Source organism: Psychrobacter sp. CAL346-MNA-CIBAN-0220, assembly GCF_040309805.1.
GTDB lineage: Bacteria > Pseudomonadota > Gammaproteobacteria > Pseudomonadales > Moraxellaceae > Psychrobacter.
Map to the genome: position 1 here is coordinate 1 of NZ_JBEOPF010000016.1, position 2,148 is coordinate 2,148.

A 2,148-nucleotide genomic window follows, 5' to 3' on the forward strand; every position below is an offset into this window, starting at 1 on the left:
GAGATATTGCGGAGAGGTTCACGCAGTTTCTCCCTTCGGGTAGAAACTGCTAAGCGTGCCTTATCAGGAAAGATAGACATAAAAAAACCCTGACAAAAAAGCAGGGCTTAATAATATAGAATGATCTCAATCAGGCACAAATTACTAAGCCTTGCTCGATAGCCCAGTCGGGTATACCTACTGGTTCAGCTTCCAAGACTCTCATTAAAGGTATGACGTTGTTAGTATCTTCCTTAACATCTCTCATGATACCAATATCAATATCATACTCTTTTAACTTTCTACGGTAACGGTAAAAAGTGTTCTTAGAGAGTATTTGCTTTAAGTCCGAGCCATGCCACCAAGACAAATAAGCCATAGCCATACCTGCGGGTAGAGACTTAACAATATCATCAGTTAATCGCATATTATTACTCATTTCTAGACCTTTCATAAACTCTAGGAGTAACATTTTAGCAGTTTCAGGCGTCCATATCGAGGCATCATGGTGTAAGAGTTCTCTTAACTGGTTAGATTTAAGCGTAACCTCCATACGTAAGGCTTTGTCAGCATACTCAACCATTTGAGGAATACGTAATTCGTTAGGAAAATTGCTTTTTCTGCTGTCTATCTCGTCACCTTTGGAGTAACACTTTAAAACCCAGCGTCTAGAACCTTTACCCCAGTAAAGAGTGTCACCACTAAATTGACCAGCACCACGATGTTTAAGACGCATTTTTTGACCAGAGGCACGTATCCAAGCAAGAACATCATCACGACTAGGTAAGTGCCAAGTTTCGTTTATATCTATTCTAGATATAAAGTATCCACCATGCTTAATGCGATTTAACTGCTCCATAGTAGGCTTTAACTTCAATTCTGGTATCTTTAGTAGTTCTGTGAAAAAGAGCCATACAAGACGATGTAAGTCATTTGTGCCGAAAAGATTGTGACCTTGTAGCCATTTGACAGGATTTCCCGATATTTCTATAGTTGATTGAGTAATTGAGCGCATCGAAACAGTTGCGTCATGCGAACCAACAACAGGAAGAAACTTCACAAGAGACCATTCTATAGAGTCTCCATCTTTTGATAGAGAGACAACCTCACCATTGGATATTATTCCATCATGCTCGCAAGATATTTTCATTGTTACCCAATCAATCATCTTGAGACTCCAACAAGCTAAACTGATTAAGCACATCATTATTCATTTCTAATGCTTGAGTATTAGCTAACACTGTCATTCTAGCCAAAGTAGATTTAATATCTTTCTTTTGTTCTGCCAACTCTAAAGCGTTTTTAAGGTCAATAAGCATTGGCGTGACATCAACTAGTAATTCAGTAATTATTGAAGACTTAGGTTTTTTCATCAAAACACTTAAATCTTCTAATAACTTATTTAGATCATCATCAACAGTTAGGGCGACACGACGTTTTTTAGTAGGCACTTTTACCACCTCTCACAACGTCTATTAACTCTAAAAGTTCTTTAGAATGTTTTTGATAATATTCTTTTTCACTACCTTGTAATGCAATGTGACCATTATTTAATTGGTCATTAAAGTAGTAAACAGCCAAATCGAATGCAACGAGTTGGTCAGCAGTAAATGTAAAATTAATCTTTTTGCTCATAGCTATACTCTCTTTTAAGGTGCAACACTTTGGAGTAATAGTAACAGTGGTTATTCAGGTTATCAACTCTTTTTATCGTAGAGTGGTACAAAAGGGATGGGGGGGGGTAAAGAGTCCAAAAGACTCATTTGCATAGCCTAAGCGCAATCAAGCATGGGGGTATTTACCAAGTTTGGTACTAAAGGGATGTATTACTAAGTACATCCCTAAAAAAATGCACCGCCACGCAAGCAAAAGGGTTTTGCTCTTGCGTTGGCGGTTGCAGTCAGTTTGAATAGAAGTTCTAGAGTATCGAGAAATCATTTAATTCCTTAACGCTAGTTAATCGACTGAAAAGAGTCAATTAACCGCTACAGGCTACTCATGCAAACTATGACGCCTTCATAGAAAAAAGATGTTAACTGGAGGGCAGAAGGGCTTGTGCTAATAGATTGTTAGCTACACAGCCAGAGCCATTGAGATATTGCGGAGAGGTTCACGCAGTTTCTCCCTTCGGGTAGAAACTGCTAAGCGTGCCTTATCAGGAAAGATAGA

3 protein-coding genes are annotated in these 2,148 nt (G+C 38.5%); all 3 read right to left on the minus strand.

What is annotated here, in order from left to right; all coding sequences use genetic code 11:
• Positions 1-130: 130 nt before the first annotated feature.
• From AAEY88_RS12460 to AAEY88_RS12470, 3 genes are read right to left on the minus strand one after another with little or no spacing between them, the layout of a single operon-like run.
• The gene (locus tag AAEY88_RS12460; protein WP_350562878.1) at positions 131-1,147 is read right to left on the minus strand and encodes a phage/plasmid replication protein, II/X family; all 1,017 of its coding nucleotides are present in this window, start codon (positions 1,145-1,147) and stop codon (positions 131-133) included.
• Positions 1,140-1,430 carry a hypothetical protein gene (locus AAEY88_RS12465; RefSeq protein WP_350562880.1) on the minus strand — a complete coding sequence of 97 codons (291 nt, stop codon included), beginning with the start codon at positions 1,428-1,430 and terminating at the stop codon, positions 1,140-1,142. Before AAEY88_RS12465 ends, AAEY88_RS12460 begins: the two co-directional genes overlap by 8 nt.
• Positions 1,420-1,614, minus strand: a complete 195-nt coding sequence (locus AAEY88_RS12470) for a hypothetical protein (protein ID WP_350562882.1) — start codon at positions 1,612-1,614, stop codon at positions 1,420-1,422. Before AAEY88_RS12470 ends, AAEY88_RS12465 begins: the two co-directional genes overlap by 11 nt.
• Between the last annotated feature and the right edge of the window lie 534 nt (positions 1,615-2,148).